Genomic DNA, 17,722 nt, shown 5'->3' on the forward strand with positions numbered 1-17,722 from the left:
TGTCATGCCCCGCCGTCGATCGTGTACCCGTCGCGGCCGTTCGCCTTCGCCTGATAAAGGGCGGTGTCGGCGCCTTCCACGAAATGGTGGGGCTGCAGTTCGCCGTCGGGCACGCGGGTGAATACGCCGATGGTGAGCGTGACGGTATCGTCGCTGCCATCGCCCGGCGCCGGCAATGCGCGCACGCAGGCAATCAGGTCCTCGATCACCTGGCGTGCGCCCTCGGCCGGTGTATCCGGCAGCACCAGCGCGAATTCGTCGCCACCGTAGCGTGCCGCCATGTCGCGCGGGCGGCGCGCATGGGCGCCGATCAGGCGGGCGACATCACGCAGCACGCGGTCGCCGACCTGGTGCCCGTGGCGATCGTTATGGCGCTTGAAGTGGTCGACATCAATCAGCGCCAGGCTCAATGGCTTGCCGCTGCGCCGCGCCGCATCGCATTCCTGCTGCAGCGACTGCTCGAAGCGGAGGCGGTTGCCCAGGCCGGTAAGGGCGTCGCGGTTGGCCTGGCGGTGCCAGGCCGAGATCCGCCACACCGCCCAGACCAGCAGTGCCAGCGTCACGCCCAGCATCGCGCTGGCCGGCGCCCACCACAGGTCACCCGTGCGCAGCAGCAGCCAGCTCAGCAGGGCAGGCATCGGCAACGAACACAACGCGACCAGCCAGGGCAGGCGCAGGCCGAGCAGGATCACGCACAGCGCCACCAGCACACCGCTGATGGCGTGCTGCCAGGCATGCGGTAGAACATCGATCTGCTTGTGCTGCAGCAGCATCGAGGCGATGTTGGCCTGGTACTCGCTGCCGCTCATCCAGAACTCGCGGGTGGTCGGGGTCAGCAGGCGGGGCGCGATGCCGCTGGCCGTCATGCCAACGACGATGCGGCGGCCATGCAGCATCGCCATGTCGACGTGGCCATCGAGAACGTCCGCATAGGACACCTGCGGCAGCCGCTCGGGGGGGCCGGCGTAGCGCACGCGAACGTAATCGTCGCGACGCCATTGATAGGGCGAGCCCAGTTCCGGGTCGGGATCGGGCAGGCCGCGTACGGCACCGGCAGGCAGGTCGGCCAGTGCCAGGCCCAGTGCCGGCCAGTGCGGCTGGCCGATACCTGCGTGCAGATAGACGCCACGGGCGACGCCGTCGCCATCCACCTCGACATCGGTGTGGCCGATGGCGGCAGCACTGGCAGCGATCTGTGGGATCGGCAGCATTTCCTCGGCCATGCGGTCGCCGGCCGCCGGTGCGGCCAGCACCGGCAGCACCACCCGGCCATTGCGTCGGATGGCGGCGGCCAGTTGATCATCCTGCCGGCTGTCACGGCGATCCGGTTCGGACAGCATCAGGTCCAGCGCGACGCGCTCGGCGCCGGCATCGGTCAGGCGGTCAAGCAGGCGTGCATGCACCGAGCGTGGCCAGGGCCACTGGCCGATGCGCTGCAGGCTGCCTTCGTCGATGGCGACGATCAGCACGCTGGGATCGGGGCGGTAATCCCAGTTGCCGACCAGCGCGTCATAGGCCGCCTCGTCCTGCCGCCACAGCCATTGTCCCTGGCTGGCCACGATGGTCAGCACGCCGGCCAGCAGGGCCAGCAGGATCCGCTTCGACCATGGCAGCGGCGAGCGCCTCACAACAACAACCAGAGCAGCAGGGCACCGCCACCCGCGCCGTAGCACAGGCGGCACGGCAGCGGGACCTGCTGGGCAGGCGAGAACGCGCTGGCGTGGCCGTCATCGTCGATGTACTGCACGCGTACGTGCAGGGTGCCGCTCCACGGGCGCTTGAAGCTCACCTGCGGCTGGTCCACGGTTTCGTCGACCAGCGGTGCCTTGAAGTCACCGCGGCGATCCACCTGCACCCGGTAGCGCTGGCCTTCGCTGCCGGCCTGCCAGCGCAGCGTCAGCTCGCCGTGTGCGGCCTCGGGCGGTTGCAGTGCCGGGTCCACTGGTTCATTGCTCAGCTGCAGCGGCAACGCCTGGCCATAGCGGCCCTGTCGGCCTTCGCCATCGCGCGAGGCCACGCGCCAGTAGTACTGGCCGGGCGGCAGCGGTTGCGCCAGGCGCAGGTCGGTCGCATGGGTGGCCTGCTCCTGCAGGGGCTGCAGGAAGCTGGGTTCGGTGGCGATCTGCAGGACGCTGCTGCGCGCACCGGGGGCCTGGCTCCAGCGGAAACGCGGTCGGTCGCTGTTGATCGTCTGACCATGCAGCGGCGATACGGTCAGTGGCGGTGGTGGCTGGTCACCGAGCTCGAAATCGGCGCTGGCATCCAGGCCTTCGACCCCCTGGGCGTCGACCGCGCGCAACAGGATGCGCAGCTGGCCAGGCGGCAGGTCGCCGATCGCCAGCCGGGTGTCGGCGGTGGTGGCGGCGAACAGCAGGATCTCCGGCGTTGCCGCCTGCACTACTTCCACCCGGTAATGATCGGCGCCATTGACCGGTTCCCAGGCAAGCAGGGTCGGCAGCGGCGCCAGGCGCAGCGCGTCATTGCGCAACGCCGGCGCCGGCAGCAGTGCGGAGACCGCAGCGGGCGCCGCATCGGCACTGCTGCTGCGGGTGGCTTGGCCCGGCCGGACCAGGCGCTGGCCATGGGGGTTGCCGACCTGCACCTTGCCCTGCAGGACCTCGGTGGCACCGACGTGCCCGTTATCCCCGGCGCTGACCCGGAACACCGTGCCGCGCACGCTGCTGGTGGCGGTGGGCGCATCGATGATGTAACGCGAGGCGGGACCGCGCGCCGGCGTCACCCGGTTGCTGGCTCGCCCCTGCTGCAGGCGCAGTCGGGTGTCGACCATGCCGGTGTGGCCGTAACGGCTCAGCTGGTCCAGGCGCAGGCGCGAGTACTCGCGCAGCTGCAGGCGCGAGGCATCGGCGAATTCCAGGGTGATGCTGGAATCGCCTTCGGTCTCCACGGTGTCACCGATATGCAGCTGTTCGCCGGCCTGGAGCGCGCGGGTCGCCGTGCCATCGGCGCCCGACAGCGCGACCTTGCCGCGCACGGACAGCACCCGGGCCGGCGCCGGTTCGGTGCGCAGCCAGCTGATCGGGAAGCGCAGCAGCTGGCCCGGCGGCAACTGGTAGGGGTTGTCGATGCGGTTGTGCTGCTGCAGCTGCTGCCAGCGTACCGAGGGCTTCAGGTAGAGCCCGCCCAGGTCCCACAGGGTATCGCCGGGCCGGACGCGATAGTTCCAGTCCTGGGCGCCGGCAAGGGCGGGCATCAGGAAGAGGGCGCAGAGCAGAGCGCCCGTTAAATGCATGGCGAACGACAGAGAGCGGACGACGGTCACAGTTTGCAATCCCGGCAATGCGGGGGTGCAGCTGCAAGACCCCATGGCCCCGACCTCATCCCCCCGAACGGATCGTGGCGACCGCATGGCCACCAGCGCGCGCATTATTGCCCGCGTTCAGTGCAGGGATTCTGAACGGGGCGGGCTCCCGTTCAGAACAGCAGCGACGCCATCCTGCGGCGGTACTGGCCGACCAGGTCCTCGTCGGAGATCACATTGAAGGCGTCGATCAGCGCCTTGCGCGGCAGGCCTTCCTCGAATCCGCGGTCGATACGCAGCATTTCGAGGAACTGGGCCAGCGCGGCCTCGTCATGACCGCCGAGCAGCAGTTGCACGCCGCGCAGGTGGCGGGCCTTGAGGTCCTTGCCGTCAGCGGCGATGCGTGCCTCCAGCACCTCGGCGGCCGGGGCATCTTTCAGCGCGGCGGCGAAGGCCAGGCGGGCGCGGGCACGCACGGCGCGGTCGTCGGTGGCCAGATTGGCAGGCAGGCCGTCGATCAGGGTGCCTGCCTCGTCCACGCCACCGATCTGCAGCAGGGCCAGGGCCAGGTCGAGCTTCAGTTCATCCTTGTCCGGCTCGGCGGCGATCTGCGCACGCAGCACATCGACCTGCGCCTGCGGATCCAGCGGGGTGTCATCTTCGGGGACAGCATCGCCCACATCGGCCGGTACGATGCCGTGCTGGGCCAGGAACTCACGCAGCTGGCCTTCCGGAATGGCGCCCGGGAAACCGTCCACCAGCTGGCCGCCCTTGACCAGGAACACGGTCGGCACCGAGCGGATCTGGAAGGCCGCAGCGATCTGCTGTTCCTTGTCGACATCGACCTTGGCCAGCTCGAACGCACCGTTGTACTCGGCAGCCAGCTTTTCCAGCATCGGGCCGAGGGTCTTGCACGGCCCGCACCAGGTGGCCCAGAAGTCGACCAGCACCGGCGTCTGCAGCGACTTCTGCAGGACTTCGGCCTCGAAGGTCGCAGTGGTGGCGTCGAATACGTAGGTCGTCTCGGTCATGGGGGAGGCATCGCTTGGCATCTGGAGACCGATTCTATGGTGACGATCGATGTCCGTCTCAACCCTGCCATCACATCGCGCGCGACGCCCTCGGGGGCGCGGCACGCAGTACAGCTCGTGGATCACCCGCATTCCGGAGCTGACCGGCGTGGTGGCCGGGGTGCGCCGGAAGCACCCGGCCTGGCTCGCGCGCTTGGCGCACCGCGTCGCTGCCGCGACAATGCGCTGATCCATTCTTTTCCGGGTGACTGCGCGCAATGTCCATGGTCCGGCTTGATCGTTGGTTGGGACTGCTTGCTGCAGCCGTGTTCGTCCTGGCTGTGTCTGGCTTCGGTGCCGGCCTGGAGGGCTATGCACAGGCCCGCCACCCGGTGGCGCTGCTGGGTGCGCGGGGCGTACCGCATGCGCTGGCCTTCAATCTGCTTGGCTTCGTGCTGCCCGGCGTGCTCGCCGCGGTGGTGGCTGAGCGCCTGCGCCGCAGCCTGCCCGCCACTGCCGGCTGGGCACCGAGGGTCGGCAGCCAGATGCTGCTGCTGGCTGGCCTGGGCTTTGCCGCGATGGGCTTGCTGCCGCTGGATGTGGACGATCTGCATGGGCCGGCCAGCCAGCTGCATGCCAGTGCCTGGATGATCTGGGTGCTGGGCTTCGTCGCCGGGACCCTGTTGCTGGGCACGACGCAGCTGCGCCAGGCGCATGGCCGCGCCCTGGGCGCCCTGGCCCTGGGCTGCGGCGTGCTGGCTGCGGTGGCCGCGTTTGCCGTGCAGGGCGTCCTGCCGGCGCCGCTGGCACAACGGCTGGCGTTCGCCTGCTGGGTGGCCTGGCTGGCCGCCGCACTGCCGCTGTCGCGCCAACGCTGAGACGGCTCCCGGGGCATCGCGGCGCCCACCCCCAGCAGGCAGGATTGGAGACGTTTGCCGCACTGCGGTACGCTGTACCGCTTTGCCGCCGCATCCGCGTGTTCCATGACCAGCGCTGAAACCAACGCCTACGACCCGCAGCAGGTTGAATCCGCCGCCCAGCAGTACTGGGACGCCACCCGTGCCTTCGAGGTCGACGAGACTTCGGACAAGCCGAAGTACTACTGCCTGTCGATGCTTCCGTACCCGTCCGGTGCGCTGCACATGGGCCACGTGCGCAATTACACGATTGGCGACGTGATCAGCCGCTACAAGCGCATGACCGGCCACAACGTGCTGCAGCCGATGGGCTGGGACGCGTTCGGCCTGCCGGCGGAAAACGCCGCGATCAAGAACAAGACCGCGCCGGCGGCGTGGACCTACAAGAACATTGACCACATGCGCAGCCAGCTGAAATCGCTGGGCTATGCCATCGACTGGTCGCGCGAGTTCGCCACCTGCCGTCCGGACTATTACGTCCACGAGCAGCGCATGTTCACCCGCCTGATGCGCAAGGGCCTGGCCTATCGCCGCAACGCGGTGGTGAACTGGGACCCGGTCGACCAGACCGTGCTGGCCAACGAGCAGGTCATCGACGGCCGCGGCTGGCGCTCGGGGGCCCTGGTCGAGAAGCGCGAGATCCCGCAGTGGTTCCTGCGCATCACCGATTATGCCCAGGAGCTGCTGGATGGCCTGGACGAGCTGGACGGCTGGCCGGAATCGGTCAAGACCATGCAGCGTAACTGGATCGGCCGTTCCGAAGGCCTGGAAATCCAGTTCGACGTGCGCGACGTCGATGGTGGCGTGCTGGATCCGCTGCGCGTGTTCACCACCCGCCCGGACACGGTGATGGGCGTGACCTTCGTGTCGATCGCCGCCGAACACCCGCTGGCGCTGCACGCGGCGAAGAACAATCCGGAACTGGCCGCGCTGCTGGCCGACCTGAAGCAGGGCGGTGTGTCCGAGGCTGAACTGGAAACCCAGGAAAAGCGCGGCATGGATACCGGCCTGCGCGCGCTGCACCCGGTCACCGGCGAGCCGGTGCCGGTGTGGGTCGCCAACTTCGTGCTGATGGGCTACGGCACCGGCGCGGTGATGGCCGTTCCGGGCCATGACCAGCGCGACAACGAAGTGGCCAACAAGTACGGCCTGCCGATCAAGCAGGTCATCGCGCTGAAGGACCCGCGCACTGAAGAAGAGCGCAACTGGGACGGCAGCCGCTGGCAGGACTGGTACAGCGACAAGAGCCGTGCCTTCGAACTGGTCAACTCGGCCGAATTCGATGGCCTGGACTTCCAGGGCGCCTTCGAAGCGCTGGCCGAACGTTTCGAGCGCAAGGCCCAGGGCCAGCGCCGCGTCAACTACCGCCTGCGCGACTGGGGCGTGAGCCGCCAGCGCTACTGGGGCTGCCCGATTCCGGTGATCTACTGCGACAAGTGCGGTGCGGTGCCGGTGCCGGAGGAGCAGCTGCCGGTGGTACTGCCGGAGGACGTGGCGTTCTCCGGGACCGGTTCGCCGATCAAGACCGACCCGGAATGGCGCAAGACCACCTGCCCGGAATGCGGCGGCGCCGCCGAGCGCGAGACCGACACCTTCGACACCTTCATGGAGTCGAGCTGGTACTACGCCCGCTACACCTCGCCGGGTGCCCGTGACGCCGTCGACAAGCGCGGCAACTACTGGCTGCCGGTCGATCAGTACATCGGTGGCATCGAGCACGCGATCCTGCACCTGATGTATTTCCGCTTCTACCACAAGCTGCTGCGCGACGCGCGGATGGTGGACAGCAACGAACCGGCGCGCAACCTGCTGTGCCAGGGCATGGTGATCGCCGAGACCTACTACCGCCCGAATCCGGACGGTTCGAAGGACTGGATCAACCCGGCCGATGTGGAGGTGCAGCGTGACGAGCGCGGCCGCATCACCGGCGCCACCCTGATTGCCGACGGCCAGCCGGTGGTGGTCGGTGGCACCGAGAAGATGTCCAAGTCGAAGAACAACGGCGTGGACCCGCAGGCGATGGTCGGCAAGTACGGCGCCGACACCGTGCGCCTGTTCTCGATGTTCGCCGCGCCGCCGGAGCAGTCGCTGGAATGGAACGAGGCCGGCGTGGACGGCATGGCGCGTTTCCTGCGCCGCCTGTGGGCCCAGGTGCAGAAGCATGCTGCCGACGGTGCCGCCCCGGCGCTGGACGTTGCAGCACTGGATGCCAACCAGAAGGCGTTGCGCCGCAAGACCCATGAAACCATCGGCAAGGTCGGTGACGACTACGGTCGCCGCCACAGCTTCAATACCGCGATCGCAGCGGTGATGGAGCTGATGAACGCGCTGGCCAGGTTCGAGGACGACAGCGAGCAGGGCCGCGCGGTGCGCCAGGAAGCGCTGCAGGCCGTCGTGCTGCTGCTGAACCCGATCACGCCGCATGCCAGCCACGCCCTCTGGCAGGTGCTGGGCCATGGCGAGACGCTGCTGGAAGACCAGCCGTTCCCGCAGGCCGACAGCAGTGCGCTGGTACGCGATGCGCTGACCCTGGCGGTGCAGGTCAACGGCAAGCTGCGCGGCACCATCGAGGTGGCGGCCGACGCCGCGCGCGAGCAGGTCGAGGCGCTGGCGCTGGCCGAGCCCAACGCGGCCAGGTTCATGGAAGGCCTGACGGTGCGCAAGATCATCATCGTCCCGGGCAAGATCGTGAACATCGTCGCCGCCTGATGTACCTCGCACCGGCCACCCGCGCGGTGGCCGGTGCCTTTCCAGAAGCAGGGCCGGGTGCTTGATGGCCCTGCATTCACGCGGCTTCGGGCACGCTGTGTGTTGCCGTGATCGCCCGGCTCCGCCAGACTGTCTCCATGACCCGAATCCTGCTTGCCCTCGTTCTTGTCCTCGGCCTCGCCGGCTGCGGCTTCCATCTGCGCAACAAGCTGATGCTGCCGACCGACACCGCCCCGGTGAAGGTGGTATCCACCGCCCCGTACAGTGAACTGGTCAAGCTGCTCAATCGCAGCCTGCTGGCCTCCGGTGCCAGGCTGGCCGATGAGGACAGCAAGGAACCGAGTACCCAGCTGCAGGTGTTGTCCGAGCGCTGGGGTGACCTCCCGATCGCCATCGACTCGCAGGGTCGTGCGCAGGAGTACAGCCTACGCTATGCGGTGATCTTCATCTTCCGCCGCGAGGATGGCAGCGAACTGGTGCCGCAGCAGGTGATCGAACTGTCGCGCGACTACGTGTCGCCGCCGACCGACGCCACCGGTACCACCACCGAACGCGAAATCCTGGCCACGGAGCTGCGCCGGGAAATGTCCGCCTCGATCATCCGCCGTATCGACAGCGTGGTCCGCGCCGAGATCGAGAAGGGGGGCAGCCTGTCCGCGCCGAAGGCCAAGCCGATCGAGGGCGCGGTGCCGGCAGAGCCTGCCGCCGCCGCCAAGCACTGAGCGGCAGCGACGATGGAACTGCGTCCGGAGCAGCTGGCCAGCCAGGGCGCTGACACCGCATTGGCGCCGGTGTACCTGATCGCAGGCCCGGAAACACTGCGCGTGCTGGAGGCCGCAGATGCCATCCGCGCGCGTGCGCGCGCCTCGGGCATCGGCGAACGCGAAGTGTTCGACGCCGACGGGCGTGATTTCGACTGGAACCAGCTTGACGCCAGCTTCAATGCGCCCAGCCTGTTCAGCGCCCGCCGCCTGGTCGAGGTGCGCCTGCCCAGCGGCAAGCCGGGCAAGGAGGGCGCCGAGGTGATCAGCCAGTTCTGCGCCAACCCGGCGCCGGACGTGGTGTTGATGATCACCGCCAATGAATGGAGCAAGGCCCACCAGGGCAAGTGGGCCGAGGCGGTCAGCCGCATCGGCGTGCTGTCGGTGGCATGGGCGATCAAGCCGCACGAACTGCCGGACTGGATCGAGCGCCGCCTGCGCGGCAAGGGCCTGCGTGCCGACCCGGCTGCCGTGCAGCGCCTGGCCGAGCGGGTGGAGGGCAACCTGCTGGCCGCCGCCCAGGAAATCGACAAGCTGGCGCTTCTGGCCGACGGCCAGCCGTTGGATGTGGAACGGATGGAGTCGCTGGTGGCTGACGCTGCCCGCTACGACGTGTTCCGGTTGGTGGAGGCGACCTTCTCCGGCCAGCCGCCGGCGGTGCTGCGCATGCTGGCCGGCCTGCGCGGTGAAGGGGAGGCGGTGGCCGCATTGATGCCGATCGTGATCCGCGAACTGCTGGCGGGCGCAGGCCTGGCCCGCGTGCAGGCGCGTGGCGGCAACCTGGCCGCCGAAATGAAATCGCGCGGCATCTGGGAATCGCGGCAGGCGCCTTACAAGCGCGCGCTGCAGCGGCACCCGGAAGGCAAGCGCTGGGAGCGTTTCGTGGCTGAGGCGGGGCTGGTCGATCGCATCGCCAAGGGGCGCGCTGACGGCGACGCCTGGCTGGCGCTGGAACGCCTGCTGGTGGCCGTGGCCGAACCGCGTGCCGTGCGCCTGCTGGCGCGGGCCTGAGTGATGAGCCTGCGGATCTACTACGGGGGCACCTTCGATCCGGTGCACCTCGGGCACCTGGCGATCGCGCGCGCGGCCCGCGATGAGCTGCAGGTCGCCGTGCGCATGCTGCCGGCCGCCGATCCGCCGCACCGCGCGGTGCCCGGTGCCACCGCTGAGCAGCGCTGCACGATGTTGTCGCTGGCCATCGGCGACGAGCCGGGGCTGCTGCTGGACCGTCGCGAACTGGATCGTGCCAGCCGCAGCCCCGGTCGTCCGTCGTACACCGTCGACACCCTGCGCGAGCTGCGTGGCGAGCTGGGCCCGAGCCGGCCGCTGGCCTGGCTGGTGGGCGCCGACAGCCTGCTGGGGCTGTCCGGCTGGCACGAATGGGAGGCCCTGTTCGATCTGGCCCACTTCGTGGTGGCCGAACGGCCGGGCAGTCCGTTGCAGGCGTCGATCGATGGCGAGCTGGGGCGTGCTCTGCAAGGGCGCTGGGCCGACAATGAGCAGGCCCTGTTCGCCAGCCCGGCCGGTCGCATCCTGCGCCTTCACCACCCGCTACGCGGGGAATCGGCCAGCGCAGTGCGCTCGCAGATTGCCGCTGGCGGTCCCTGGCGCGCACTGCTGCCACCGGCCGTGGCCGACTATGTCGCTGCACACGGGCTGTACCGCCCGGCCACGGCGTGAATGGCGCGGCCGCGCCATCCCCGTATAATCGCCCCCACGTTTATCGAGTCGATCCACTTTGAGCAACCAGACCCAGCCCCAGACCATCAAGGTCGATCTGCCCAGCCCGCCGCCGTCCGTGCCGGAACTGCTGGCCAGCGTCCGCCAAGCCACCGAAGACCTGAAGGCCAAGGACCTGGTCGAGATCGACGTGCGCGGCCGGTCCAGCGTTGCCGACTACATGATCGTCGTTTCGGGCACTTCGACCCGCCACGTCAAGTCGATTGCCGATGAAGTCGTGCGCTTCGCCAAGAACATCGACGTGATGCCGCTGGGTGTTGAAGGCGAGCGCGAAGCGGAGTGGGTGCTGGTCGATCTGGGCGACGTGATCGTCCACGTGATGCTGCCGCGCGTGCGTGAGTTCTACGCGCTCGAGCGCCTGTGGACCGTCGGCGACCAGCCGCCGTCCAGCGACGACGAAGTGGCCTGAGCCGCGCGTTGACGCATCCCTTCGACGGCGCCGATGGCGCCGTCGACGTTTTGGAGGACCGTTGATGAAAGCCCGCCTGATCGCCACCGGTGAACGCGCGCCCAGCTGGGTCGCGCAGGGGTTCGCCGAATACCAGAAGCGGCTGTCGCATTGGCTGCCGTTCGAGCTGGTGGAAATCGAACCCGGCCTGCGCGGCAAGGGGCGCGATCCGCGCCGTGCCACCGAGGATGAAGGCAAGCGGGTCATCGCCGCGCTGCCGAAGAACGCTTACGTGGTGGCACTGGACGTGCCGGGGCGGCAGTTGAGTTCCGAGCAGCTGGCGCAGCGCCTGGAGCATTGGCGCGGGCAGGGCCGGGACCTGGCGTTCCTGATCGGTGGCCCGGAAGGGCATTCGCCAGAGGTCTCCGCGCTGGCCGACGAAAAGTGGTCGATCGGACCGCTGACGCTGCCGCACATGCTGGTGCGTCTGGTGGTGGCCGAGCAGCTGTATCGGGCTGCCGCAATGATTGCCAATCACCCCTACCATCGCGCGTGAAGAGTGGTTATACTAGTCGTCTGCCCGAATAGCTCAGCCGGTTAGAGCACTTGACTGTTAATCAGGGGGTCGTTGGTTCGAGTCCAACTTCGGGCGCCACCTTGAGAAACCTGCATCGCGAGATGCAGGTTTTTTTTTGCCGTGTTGTGGCGGCGGGCCCATGCTCGGCTGCATCCTCCAAGCCAGGTACGCGTTCGGCGCTACAGCGTGAACCGGCCCTTCCAGAGCGCTACCAGCGTGGCGATCGCTACTGCCAGGATCGCGCCGAACAGCGCCCACTCCCAGCGCGTGAAAACCGGCTCGCCGCGCTGGCGCCGGGCCTGCGCAAACAGAACAACGCCGGGCACGTACAGCAGCACCGACAGCAGCAGGTTGTTCAGGCCGCCGGCATACACCAGCCACAGCGCGTAGGCGCTGGCCAGCAGCGCGACCACGAAATCGCGCCAGCGCACGCGCGGCTCACCAGCGTAGGACTGCCCGCGCCAGGCCAGTTGCACGCCGAACGCGGTGGACAGGAAGTAGGGCACCAGGCTCATCGATGCGGCCAGCAGCACCAGGCCGGTGTAGCTGCCCGCATTGAACAGCACCAGCAGCAGGAACAGCTGGATCAGCCCGTTGCTCAACCACAACGCGTTGGCCGGCACGCCACGCGCATTCTCGCGTCCCAGGAAGGCGGGCATTGTGCCGTCGCCAGCGGCGGCATACAGCACTTCGGCACACAGCAGCACCCAGGCCAGCAGCGCGCCCAGCACCGAAATGATCGAACCGGCGATGATCACCGTCGCGCCCCATTCGCCGACGATGGCGCGCAGCACATAGGCCATCGACGGGTTGGGCAGCCCGGCCAGTTCGGCCTGCGACAGCACGCCCATCGACAGCAGGCTGACCAGGACCAGCAGCAGCCAGACCCCCAGGAAACCGATCACCGTGGCACGGCCGACGTCGGCACGGCGCGCGGCACGCCGCGAATAGATGCTGGCGCCTTCGATGCCGATGAACACCCACACGGTGACCAGCATCATGCCGCGCAGCTGCTGGCCGAGGTCGCCGAGCGCAGGCGTGCCGAAGAAGTCGGCGCGGAACACCTCCATGCGGAACGCGCCGGCGGCCAGTACCAGGAACAGTGCGATGGGCAGCAGCTTGGCCACCGTCACCAGGCCGTTGACGATGGCTGCCGTGCGCAGGCCGCGCAGCACCAGCAGGTGGACGGTCCACAACAGTACGGACGAAGCGGCCACGGCGGCTGGCGTGTTGCCTTCGCCGAAGACCGGCATGAAATGGCCCAGGCCGCTGAAGATCAGCACGAAGAAGCTGGCATTGCCCAGTACCGAAGCGACCCAGTAGCCCCACGCCGCGGAGAAGCCGATGTAGTTACCGAAGCCTTCGCGCGCATATGCGTAGATGCCGGTGTCCAGGTCCGGACGGCGGTTGGCCAGGGCCTGGAACACGAAGGCCAGCATCAGCATGCCGGCACCGCTCAGCGCCCAGCCGATCAGCGCGGCGGCCGGACCGGCACTGCGCGCGACGTTCTGCGGCAATGAGAAGATGCCGGCGCCGACCATCGAGCCGACTACCAGTGCAGTCAACGCCGGCAGGCCGAGGCGTTGCGATGTCGTGGCCATTGAGATCCCCAGCGGCCCGGATGCCGCGAGCACACCCTAGCCATGTGCTCGTGAACATGGCTGCAAGGCCGGGCGTGCGGGAACCGACATGGACAACGATCAGCCAGGAAACGACGAAGGCCCGGGCAACAGCCCGGGCCTTCGAAGCGAACAAAGCAGCAGGATTATTTGAACGTGTACTTGGCGCCGACAGTGAAGTACCGGCCAATCGCACCACTGAAGTGCAGCGGGTTGTAATTGACTGCACCGTAAGTGCTCGGGTCGAGCGGCGCGATGCGGTCGAACACGTTCTGCACCGAAGCGTTCAGCTCGAAGGCTTCGGTGATGTTCCAGCGGCCGGACAGATCGAAGGTGGTGAACGAGGAGATCTTCTCTACCGGCTCGCCGTCTTCATAGAAGGCCAGGTAGTCACCGCCACGGCGGTCCTTGTTCTCCAGCTTGCTGATGTAGTTGGCCACGCCGCTGATGCTCCACGGGCCCTGCTTCCAGGTGGTGCCGAAGTTGATGCGGTCCTTCGGCGTGCCGATGCAGTTGGTCACGTCGCAGTTGCCGTGGGTGCCCACATAGTCGACGGTGGTATCACCCTCGGTGCGCTCGAACTTGAGCACATGGCTCCACTGCAGGTCCATTTCCAGCTGGCCCGGGCCGATGTCGAAGGTCTGGCGGATGTCGGTGTCGATGCCGCGGACGCGCGAGGAGTTGGCATTCACGTAGGCGGTATTGACGGCCAGGATGGTGCCGCTGTTGGCGACTCCGCCAATGTTGTTGGCATCGCGGAGAACGTTGCCCGCGGCGATGGCGTCGGCCGTGCTGCCCTGTGCGATTTCGTTGGTGCGCTTGATTTCCCACGCATCCACAGTCAGCGAGGTGGTCGAGGTTGGCTGCAGCACGATGCCCACCGAATAGCTCTTGGACTCTTCCGGCTTCAGGTCCTTGTTCGGCCGCGTGATGATCGCCACCGAGCGCGCGGTGCATTCGTTGGCCGGATCGATGGCGCAACGCACCGGATCGCGGGCGTTGGAGAAAGCGGCCAGGCCACCGTCACCGTTCTCGGCCGGGTTCGGCGCGCGGAAGCCTTCAGCGTAGCTGGCGCGCAGTGCGATCCAGTCGGCCGGGGTCCACTTCACGCCCAGCTTCGGCGTGGCCTTGCCTTCGCCGCTTTCGTACTTGTCGTAGCGGACCGCAGCGCTCAGCTCCAACTGCTCCAGCACCGGTGCGGACAGTTCGGCGTAGCCGGCATACACATTCTGCGTGCCGTCATAGGCCGAGTAGCCCAGGCCGATGATCTGGCCGATATCGGTGAAGGTCTGCGGCGTCAGGCTGTTGCTCGTCTTGCGCCACTCCGTACCGAAGGCCAGGCCCAGCGGCCCCCCCTTGAGATCCATCAGGCTGCGCGAGATGGTGAAGTCGAACATGTCCAGGCTCGACTTGGCACGCGCGCTGATGGTCGGGCTGATGGCATCGTAGACCGACTGCGGCGTCTGCGAGGCATTGTCGCCAATGCGCCAGGTGCCATAGGGGCAGGCCGGATTGCCCAGCACGCAGCGTACTGCGTCATAGCGCAGGAAACCCGTGCGCTTGTTGACCAGGTCGGTGCCGGAATGCAGGTAGGCGGTGTCGTAGCTCCAGTCGCCCCAGTTGCCCTTGACACCCACCAGGAAGCGGTTGAACTCATTGGTATTGTCGGTCACGCGCGGGCCCACGTCCCACGCGCTGTAACGCAGGCGGGCCGCGGTGGGCAGCGGGTTGTCCGGATGCCCTGCATACAGCTGGGTCGCACCGGCACCGCTGTTGGCGTTGACCGGGCCGCCAGGGTAGCCCCAGCCGCCGGATACGCCGGATGGCGTATTGCTGAAGACCGTTTCCTTCTTCGAGTAACCGATCTCGGTATAGACCTCGCCGCCTTCACCAAACGCGAAGCTGGCGCGGCCGAACACGTTCACGTACTTCTCTTCCGGGCTCAGATCGCGGTACTGCTGCGCCGGATCCCACAGGCAACCCTGGGCCTGTGCGGTCGCGTCACTCTGCCCGGGAATCGAGGTCAGCCCGGCGCAGCCCGGCAGGGCAACCAGATGGCCGGTGGCATCGAACACCGAACCATTGGGACCCACGCCGCCGGCGGTACCGCCCGACAGGTAGGCGCCGCCCAGGAACTGCGCGTCTGCAGCGTCGTAACCCCAGCGCCGGATATCGCCGGTGCCGATCCACTTGCGGTTCTTGCGGTCGCTGATCTTGATCGCGTCGGTCTTGCCGACGTCCAGGCTGAAGAACGCATTCCAGCCATCGCTGGACAGGTCGCCGGTGCCGGCAGTGAGGGTCGCCTTCTTCGCATCGCCATCGCCGTCACCGGAAATGCCGTAGGAACCGCGCAGGATGGCGCCTTGGAAGTCGCTGCGCAGGATGATGTTGACCACGCCGGCGATGGCGTCGGAGCCATAGATCGCCGAGGCGCCGTCCTTGAGCACTTCCACGCGCTCGACGGCATCGAGCGGGATGGTGCTGAGGTCGGTGAAGACCTTCTGGCCGTCATCGGCCAGGCCGTAGGTGGCCATGCGGCGGCCGTTCAACAGCACCAGCGTCGAGCCGGCGCCCAGGCCACGCAGCGAGATGCCGGCGCCGCCACCGGCGAAGCCGTTGCCGAAGGTCTTGGGAATAGAGCCTGCGCCGTCGGCGGTCAGGGTCTGCAGGTACTCGGCGACCGTGGTCTTGCCGGTGCGGTCGATTTCCTGGCGGGTCACCACCTGCACCGGCGACGGTGTCTCGGTGTTGGTGCGCGGAATGTTCGAGCCGGTGACCGTGATGCGGTCGAGGTTGGTGGCCTGCTCCTGTGCAAAGGCTGAGGAAGAAGCCACGGCGCCGACCAGCAGCAGGGTGCTGCCAGCAAGGATATGGGTGATGGACGATGCCAGGGTGGTGCGGCGGCGGCTGGCGGGCCGTTGGATCGGGTGTTTCACAGCTTCTCTCCTAACTGGAAAACCGTAGCGTTGAGGGCTGTCGCCGGATCGATACCGGGACGCGCCAATCTAGGTTTCCAGCAGGTGACGACGTCGTGAATTTTTGCTTAATCAGTAACGCTTGGCCCTGGCATGTCCGCATTTGCCGGGCAGTGGCAGGGGCCGGCCCGGCGCGAGGCCGGGCCGGTGGGACGCTCAGTCCGGCAGCGAGAACTGCACCGGCACCATGCCGATGGCCGGAACCGCCACGCCGTCACGCTGGGCGGGCTCGAAGCGCCAATGCTTGAGGACCTGCTGGCGGGCGGCCTGGTCCAGGTTGCGCGAGCCGCTGCTGCGCTCGACGCTGACCGCGACCGGCTGGCCACGGGTGTCCACTTCCACCCGCAACAGCACCGTGCCCTGTTCGTGGTTGCGCAGGGACTGGATCGGATAGGTCGGTGGCGGGGCGCTGCGGTACTGCAGCTGGGCGCCGGCCAGCGGGGTGGAGGTGTCGATGCTGGGCGCCAGCTGCGGCGGAGCCGGTTCGGCGGCCGGCAATGCGATGCCCTGGGTCTCTTCCACGGTCGCGGTGGGTGCGGGCAGTGGCGGTACCACCGGCTGCGTCCGCGGCTTCGGCACCACCTGGACGATCTCTTTGGGCGGGACCGGAGCCGGCGGCGTCGGCGGTGGCGGGATCTTCTCGATCAGCCTCACCGGAGTCTTTTCACGCGGGGCCTGCACGGCCTGGTAGGTCGCAGGGATGAGCAGCAACAGGAAGGCCAGCAGGTGCAGGGCGATCGCTGCACTCCAGGCGGCTACGCGGGCGGGGTCGAAGTGCGGGGATGCAACGGGATAGGTACGAACCATGATCCACCTCCATGCCAGTGACGAAGTCCTCAACGCACCAGGGTCCGTGGCGGGGTTGCCGCACGCGGCTGGCAGTTCATCAGTAGCGCGGCATGGCGGCCACTGCCTAGAGGCAGGGGCATGCGCGTTGGGCTGGCCTTCAGCCAACGCCGCCGGAATACACGAAAAAGGCGGGCCCCCTGCGGGACCCGCCTGTGTCGGCCGTGCCGTACGCGATCAGCGGCCCAGTTCGAACACCACGTCCAGGTTGACCGAGACGGTCGATTCACCCGGTGCGACCGGGGTGGCCTTGTCCATCGCCGCGCCGGCGGCCATGGTGCGCATCATCGGCATCGGGCGGAAACCGCCGTTGCTGTTCTCGGAGATGCTGACGATGCGGCGCACCTGCAGGCCCAGCGACCTGGCGTAGGTCTGGGCGCGCGCCTGGGCTTTCTTCAGGGCGGCCAGGCGGGCTTCGTCATAGACCGGCTCGGGCTGGTCGATCTCGAAGCTGGGCCCGTTGATCTGGTTGGCGCCCTGCGCGGCCAGCGCGTCCAGCACCTTGCCGAGCTTGGCGATGTCGCGGACCTTCAGGCTGACCGTGTTGCTGGCCTGGTAGCCGGTGATCTTCGGTGCCTCATTGTCGGCATAGCGGTACTGCGGATTGAGGCTGACGCCGCTGGTCTGCACGTCGCGCTCGGCAATGCCGGCGGCCTTGATCGCGGCCAGCACCTTGTCCATCTGCTGGGCGTTCTGGCGCATGGCGCTGTTGCCGTCGGCGGCCTGGGTGACCACGCCGGCGGACAGGGTGGCGACGTCCGGTACACGGGTGGCCTCGGCGTTGGCCGAGATGTTCAGCAGGGTGCCTTCGGCCGGGGCGGCGATCGGCGGCGACGGCGGAGCGGCATGGGCGGTCATCGAGGTTCCAAGGGCGAGGGACAGGGCGAGCAGCAGCGGGGTGGCGGTCAGGCGCATGGGATC

General features: G+C 68.0%; 14 protein-coding genes, 1 tRNA gene and 1 pseudogene. 9 read left to right on the plus strand and 7 right to left on the minus strand.

Annotated elements, in window-relative coordinates:
* Window positions 1–2: 2 nt before the first annotated feature.
* The 3 genes from KXV01_RS10120 to trxA all read right to left on the minus strand — a co-directional run bounded on the left by KXV01_RS10120 (window position 3) and on the right by trxA (window position 4,290).
* A complete protein-coding gene (locus KXV01_RS10120) occupies window positions 3–1,628 on the minus strand; it encodes a CHASE2 domain-containing protein (protein ID WP_111191102.1) in 1,626 nt (541 codons plus the stop codon).
* On the minus strand, window positions 1,625–3,325 hold the full coding sequence (locus tag KXV01_RS10125) for a FecR domain-containing protein (RefSeq protein ID WP_049414427.1): 1,701 nt from the start codon (window positions 3,323–3,325) through the stop codon (window positions 1,625–1,627). Before KXV01_RS10125 ends, KXV01_RS10120 begins: the two co-directional genes overlap by 4 nt.
* 107 nt (window positions 3,326–3,432) lie before the next feature.
* Window positions 3,433–4,290 carry a thioredoxin gene (gene trxA, locus KXV01_RS10130; protein ID WP_005418123.1) on the minus strand — a complete coding sequence of 286 codons (858 nt, stop codon included), beginning with the start codon at window positions 4,288–4,290 and terminating at the stop codon, window positions 3,433–3,435.
* A 49-nt stretch (window positions 4,291–4,339) separates the two neighbouring features.
* On the opposite strand from trxA, the gene KXV01_RS10135 reads away from it, so the two are divergent.
* From KXV01_RS10135 to KXV01_RS10175, 9 genes and pseudogenes are all read left to right on the plus strand, one after another.
* The gene (locus KXV01_RS10135) at window positions 4,340–4,519 is read left to right on the plus strand and encodes a hypothetical protein (protein WP_143566354.1); all 180 of its coding nucleotides are present in this window, start codon (window positions 4,340–4,342) and stop codon (window positions 4,517–4,519) included.
* A gap of 28 nt (window positions 4,520–4,547) precedes the next feature.
* Window positions 4,548–5,147: a DUF998 domain-containing protein gene (locus tag KXV01_RS10140; protein ID WP_049414425.1), complete on the plus strand. Its 600-nt coding sequence runs from the start codon at window positions 4,548–4,550 to the stop codon at window positions 5,145–5,147.
* A gap of 105 nt (window positions 5,148–5,252) precedes the next feature.
* A complete protein-coding gene (leuS, locus tag KXV01_RS10145) occupies window positions 5,253–7,895 on the plus strand; it encodes a leucine--tRNA ligase (RefSeq protein WP_049414435.1) in 2,643 nt (880 codons plus the stop codon).
* Between the two features lie 137 nt (window positions 7,896–8,032).
* A pseudogene (gene lptE / locus KXV01_RS10150) lies at window positions 8,033–8,539 on the plus strand (LPS assembly lipoprotein LptE); the annotation flags it as partial.
* A 90-nt stretch (window positions 8,540–8,629) separates the two neighbouring features.
* Window positions 8,630–9,667 (plus strand): DNA polymerase III subunit delta, encoded by a 1,038-nt coding sequence (holA, locus tag KXV01_RS10155; RefSeq protein ID WP_049414424.1) that lies wholly within the window; start codon window positions 8,630–8,632, stop codon window positions 9,665–9,667.
* 3 nt (window positions 9,668–9,670) lie between these two features.
* Complete coding sequence (gene nadD / locus KXV01_RS10160; RefSeq protein WP_263467753.1) at window positions 9,671–10,336, plus strand: nicotinate-nucleotide adenylyltransferase; 666 nt, start codon at window positions 9,671–9,673, stop codon at window positions 10,334–10,336.
* 58 nt (window positions 10,337–10,394) lie between these two features.
* The gene (gene rsfS / locus KXV01_RS10165) at window positions 10,395–10,805 is read left to right on the plus strand and encodes a ribosome silencing factor (protein ID WP_005418109.1); all 411 of its coding nucleotides are present in this window, start codon (window positions 10,395–10,397) and stop codon (window positions 10,803–10,805) included.
* A gap of 64 nt (window positions 10,806–10,869) precedes the next feature.
* On the plus strand, window positions 10,870–11,340 hold the full coding sequence (gene rlmH / locus KXV01_RS10170; RefSeq protein WP_005418108.1) for a 23S rRNA (pseudouridine(1915)-N(3))-methyltransferase RlmH: 471 nt from the start codon (window positions 10,870–10,872) through the stop codon (window positions 11,338–11,340).
* A gap of 22 nt (window positions 11,341–11,362) precedes the next feature.
* A tRNA-Asn gene (locus tag KXV01_RS10175) sits at window positions 11,363–11,439 on the plus strand.
* A 101-nt stretch (window positions 11,440–11,540) separates the two neighbouring features.
* Here the strand turns inward: KXV01_RS10175 and arcD are convergent.
* The 4 genes from arcD to KXV01_RS10195 all read right to left on the minus strand — a co-directional run bounded on the left by arcD (window position 11,541) and on the right by KXV01_RS10195 (window position 17,716).
* Window positions 11,541–12,962 carry an arginine-ornithine antiporter gene (gene arcD, locus KXV01_RS10180; protein ID WP_049412447.1) on the minus strand — a complete coding sequence of 474 codons (1,422 nt, stop codon included), beginning with the start codon at window positions 12,960–12,962 and terminating at the stop codon, window positions 11,541–11,543.
* 164 nt (window positions 12,963–13,126) lie between these two features.
* Window positions 13,127–15,916, minus strand: coding sequence for a TonB-dependent receptor (locus tag KXV01_RS10185; protein WP_049412449.1), 2,790 nt, complete (start codon window positions 15,914–15,916; stop codon window positions 13,127–13,129).
* A 195-nt stretch (window positions 15,917–16,111) separates the two neighbouring features.
* On the minus strand, window positions 16,112–16,762 hold the full coding sequence (locus KXV01_RS10190; RefSeq protein ID WP_005418094.1) for an energy transducer TonB: 651 nt from the start codon (window positions 16,760–16,762) through the stop codon (window positions 16,112–16,114).
* Window positions 16,763–16,978: 216 nt separating this feature from the next.
* A complete protein-coding gene (locus KXV01_RS10195) occupies window positions 16,979–17,716 on the minus strand; it encodes an SIMPL domain-containing protein (RefSeq protein WP_049412455.1) in 738 nt (245 codons plus the stop codon).
* Window positions 17,717–17,722: the final 6 nt, after the last annotated feature.

The sequence above is a fragment of the Stenotrophomonas sp. Ps181 genome (assembly GCF_025697425.1).
GTDB classification, from domain to species: domain Bacteria; phylum Pseudomonadota; class Gammaproteobacteria; order Xanthomonadales; family Xanthomonadaceae; genus Stenotrophomonas; species Stenotrophomonas sepilia.